Origin of the sequence: Clostridium sp., assembly GCF_016650095.1 — a bacterium.
GTDB lineage: Bacteria > Bacillota > Clostridia > Clostridiales > Clostridiaceae > Clostridium_AD.
This window is the reverse complement of sequence record NZ_JAENWL010000292.1, coordinates 1-4,831: the sequence shown is the minus strand read 5'-3', so window position 1 is coordinate 4,831 and position 4,831 is coordinate 1. Positions and strand designations below refer to the sequence as shown.

5 protein-coding genes are annotated in these 4,831 nt (G+C 32.9%); all 5 read right to left on the bottom strand.

Annotation, left to right across the window (positions count from 1 at the left end; genetic code table 11):
- Positions 1 to 1,646, bottom strand: a 1,646-nt coding sequence (gene aspS, locus JJE11_RS14715; protein ID WP_291636936.1) for an aspartate--tRNA ligase, incomplete at its 3' end; no start/stop codon positions are given.
- Positions 1,647 to 1,723: 77 nt separating this feature from the next.
- Positions 1,724 to 3,151: a coproporphyrinogen III oxidase gene (locus tag JJE11_RS14710; RefSeq protein WP_291636934.1), complete on the bottom strand. Its 1,428-nt coding sequence runs from the start codon at positions 3,149 to 3,151 to the stop codon at positions 1,724 to 1,726.
- Between the two features lie 62 nt (positions 3,152 to 3,213).
- Entirely contained in the window at positions 3,214 to 3,816 is a 603-nt protein-coding gene (locus JJE11_RS14705) for an MBL fold metallo-hydrolase (RefSeq protein ID WP_291636932.1), read from the bottom strand.
- A 10-nt stretch (positions 3,817 to 3,826) separates the two neighbouring features.
- Complete coding sequence (gene dtd, locus JJE11_RS14700; protein WP_291636930.1) at positions 3,827 to 4,273, bottom strand: D-aminoacyl-tRNA deacylase; 447 nt, start codon at positions 4,271 to 4,273, stop codon at positions 3,827 to 3,829.
- Between the two features lie 41 nt (positions 4,274 to 4,314).
- The coding region (locus JJE11_RS14695) for an ACT domain-containing protein (protein ID WP_366927945.1) at positions 4,315 to 4,831 on the bottom strand (517 nt) is incomplete at its 5' end.

Genomic DNA, 4,831 nt, shown 5'->3' with positions numbered 1-4,831 from the left:
GCTAAGAACATTACGATTCTATCTAGTCCAAAAGCAAGTCCGCCGTGTGGTGGTGGCCCATATTTGAATGATTCTAGTAAGAAGCCAAATCTTTCCCATGCTTTCTCCTGAGTAAATCCCAAAACTTTAAACATAGTTTCTTGTAACTTTGAATTATGAATTCGTATACTACCTCCACCTAATTCTTCTCCATTTAACACTATGTCATAGGCTTTAGCTCGAACTCTACCCGGATCTGATTCTAGGTATTGTAGATCTTCATCCATTGGCATTGTGAAAGGATGATGCGCTGCTACATATCTGTTTTCTTCTTCATTGTACTCTACAAGTGGGAACTGTGTAACCCATACAAAATTAAATTCCTTATTATCTTTTAAAATTTCTAGGTCTTTAGCTACCTGTAATCTTAATGCACCCAAAGTCTGTAGAACAACGCTATCTTTGTCTGCTACAATAAGTACCAAATCTCCTGTCTTTGCCTCTACCTTATTTAAGATAGTCTGCATTTGATCTTCACTAAAGAACTTAGCTATAGGGGATTTAATTCCATCGTCTTTGCATGCAATCCATGCAAGCCCTTTTGCTTTATAAGTCTTAACAAACTCACCTAATTTGTCTAATTTTTTTCTACCCATATCTGCAGCATCACTAACTTTTATAGCACGAGTACTGCCACCATTATCTATGGCATTTTTAAATACTACAAATTCACATTCTTTTACCACTTCTGTAATATCCACTATTTCCATTCCAAATCTTAAATCTGGTTTATCTGAGCCATATTTATCCATAGCTTCCTTGTATGTGATTTTTTTTATAGGAAGAACAACATCTTCATTTACTACTTCTTTAAATACTTTTTTAATTAAGGCTTCATTTACAGCTATAACATCATCTTCCTCAACAAAAGACATTTCAATATCTACTTGTGTAAACTCTGGTTGTCTGTTTGATCTTAGATCTTCATCTCTAAAACATCTTGCAATTTGGAAGTACTTATCATATCCAGACACCATTAATAATTGTTTAAACAATTGTGGTGATTGTGGAAGTGCATAGAACTTTCCAGGGTAATTTCTACTTGGAACTAAATAATCCCTAGCACCCTCTGGAGTACTTTTTGTAAGCATAGGTGTTTCTATTTCTAAAAAACCCTGCTCATCTAAAAAATCTCTAATCACCTTAGATGTTTTATGCCTCGTCATTAGAATTTTCTGCATATCTGGTCTTCTGAGGTCAAGATATCTATATTTTAAACGTACATTTTCTGACGCATCTAAATCTTCTTTTATATATATAGGTGGAGTTTCTGATTCAGATAATATCTTTATATTTTCACCTTTAAGCTCAACGAGTCCCGTTGGTAGATTTTCGTTTGGAGATTGCCTCTTAATAAGTTCACCAGTTACAGCAATACAGTACTCTGGTTTCACTAAGTCTGCCTTAGCAAAAGCTTCTTTGTTTATTTCTTCTCCAAATACTAATTGTAGAAGTCCCGTTCTATCTCTTAAATCGATAAAAACAAGTCCTCCTAAGTTTCTCTTTCTTTGAACCCATCCCATTACCGTTACTTTATTTGATATGTGTGTTTCGCGAAGTTCGCCACACATATTGGTTCTCTTTAAACCGTCTAATGCTTCTGCCATTTTGTATCCTTCCTCTCTAAACACAATTTCGAATATTTTTATCATACCTTATTCCAATATCAGTTAACTCTTTATCTTTAACTATATAGTGTTTCTAGCAATTCAATTTTTCTTTCAATCATCTCATCTACTCTTTTAATATACACTCTAACATCTTTGATATTTGCAAACCTTTCGTGCCTGTTTTCTTCTAAAAATACAACTTTACAAACTGCATCCGCACCAAGTGCAATAACTGTCTGTTTCTCCTCAATCATTTGAATATTGTATATTCCCTCTTTTCCCGGTCTTGTATATCCAACATTCTCCATATTACCCACGGTATTTTTCTGCCTATACATATAATAAGGTTTCATATGAAGTTTCTTAGATAATTCTACAGTGTGCTCATACATTTTATTTAATTCTTCTTGACCCGGAATTTCAAATCTATAATTATTAAGCATCTTTTCATGAAGCTTTGAAGCTCTTTTTATGGACATAGCATGAATTGTAATACTATCAGGTTGAATTTGAAATATTTTTTCACAAGTTCTTATTATATGAGAAATTTTCTCCCCCGGAAGGCCAACTATTAAATCCATATTTATATTATCAAAACCTAATTCTCTCGCCATAGCAAATTTTTCACATACGCTCTCTACCGAGTGAGTTCTGCCAATTAACTCCAATGTATCATCATTCATAGTTTGAGGATTAATGCTTATTCTATGCACACCATATTTTTTCATAGTACTTAACTTTTTAAAAGTTATACTATCAGGTCTTCCGCATTCTACTGTAAATTCACGTACATTATTGTACTGAAGAAAGGCTTCATAAATGTGCTTCATTATAAATTCAAATTGATCATCATTTACTGATGTGGGGGTACCCCCTCCAAAATATACACATTCAATATTAAGTTTCTTATCTTTAATATATTTACTTATTTCTTTAATCTCATGAGACAAAGCCTCAAGGTAAGGATTCACTATATCTTTGCACTTGCCTATAGGACTCGCTGCAAAGGAACAATACAGGCACCTGGTCGGACAAAATGGCATCCCAATATAAACACTTATATTGTCCTTGTTCTTATTAACAATATTTCTCTCAAACTTTGCAACATCTATACAAAGTTGTGCCTTATCTTCTCTAGTGATATGTTTTTCTTTAAATTCTGATATGATACTTTCTTCAGAATATCCCTTTTGAAGTAGCTCAAGAGCTCTTTTAGAAGGTCTTATACCAATTAAAGTGCCCCAAGGAAGTTCAAGCGTTGTATCTTTTGAAAAGAATAAAAAAATAGCTTTTTTAACTTCTTCCTTGAGTTTATATGACTTATTAATTATGTACTCAAAATTTTCAGAACTACTTTGAACCTCAACAACATTTTCCTTAACTTCAACATTAAAATCAGCATTTTCTTCTACGAATTTAATATCTGGAAAAAGATAAAATAAATTTATCATTTGGTATACATCATAGGTAAATTCCGTATTGTTTAATTTTACTTTAATCATTTTAACTCCTTAATAAACTATAGTGTATAAAATACACAGTACTCTTACACCCTATATTAATCCTATAAAAAAGGATTGTTTAATTTTTCATTATTTATTGTACTACATGGTCCGTGCCCAGGATACACTATGGTAGAACCCGCAAGGCATAAAAGATTTGATTTTATACTAGTAATTATAGTATTGAAATCTCCTCCTGTTAAATCTGTTCTTCCTATTGAACCTTCAAAAAGAGTATCTCCAGTAAAAACACAGTTTTCAATTAAAAAGCTCATACCCCCAGGTGTATGTCCCGGTGTATCTATACAAGCAAACTCTAAATTCGAAATTTTTATTATATCTCCATGTTTTAGTATTTTATCTGCCCCACCTTTAATAAGTGGCCCAAATAAATTTGCGCCTTGAGTTATCAAATCATCGTCTTCCCTATTCATACATACTACTGCCTTTGTGATGTTTTTTAATTCTGCCACACCTGATGTATGATCTAGATGTCCATGCGTCAAAATTATATATTTGACTTTTGCGCCAATAGTATCTATATCCTTTATAATATTGTCCACATCACCACCTGGATCTATCACAACAGCTTCCTTTGTATTATCATCCATTACAATGTAACAATTTGATCCATATATTCCTGTAACAAGTGTTCTTATTTCCATTTTAATCCTCCTAGAAGTCTTTCTTACTCTCTATAAGTAAGGTTACTGGTCCGTCATTTTGTATATAAACCTGCATATCTTCTCCAAAGTCTCCAGTTTTAACTTCACCTAGTACATCACTACACTGTTTAACAAATTCTAAATATAATACTTCAGCTTGCGTGCCACCTAGAGCTCTCATAAAATTTGGTCTTCTACCTTTTCTACAGTCTCCATATAATGTAAATTGTGAAACTACAAGGAGTTCCCCTCCTACATCTATTAACGACTTATTCATTTTTCCGTCTTCTTCAAAAATCCTAAGGTTTAATATCTTATCCTTAAGAAATTTTATATCCTCTTCCGTGTCATCTTCACAGATTCCAAGCAGAACATTTAATCCAAAACCTATTTCGCTAACTAATTTACCACTTATTTCAACCTTAGATGATTTAACTCTTTGCACCACAGCTCTCATAATATCCATCTCCCTTAGGGGCACTAAAATAAAACTTTCCCTTAGTTTTTTAATCTATAAACTTCTATTACACCAGTTAATTTAGTGATTTTCTTTTGTAATTCTTTCAAATTCTCTATATCAGAAACCCTTAACTTTATATTTATTAATGCCACATTATTTTTTAGTGTTTTTGCGTTAATTGAGTATAATTGTGTTTTTGTTACTGTTATTATTTCCATTATGTTGGATAATAATCCATTACTATCATCTGCTTTAATTTGAATCTCAGTAATATAGCCTTTCCCTTCGCTTGCTCCCCAATTTACCTCAACCACTTTATTTATTTCATTTTCCATTAAGGCTTCAACATTTTTACAATCACGTCTGTGAACAGAAACTCCCCGTCCCCTGGTTATGTACCCTATTATTTTATCTCCTGGAACAGGATTACAGCACTTAGCGAACCTTACAAGCACATTTCCCTCACCCTTAACTATTAGTCCTTGAAAGTCCATTCGCTTTTTCTCATCTTTGCTCACGGTCTTTGTTAACTTTTGCTCAATGTCCTCGATGGTC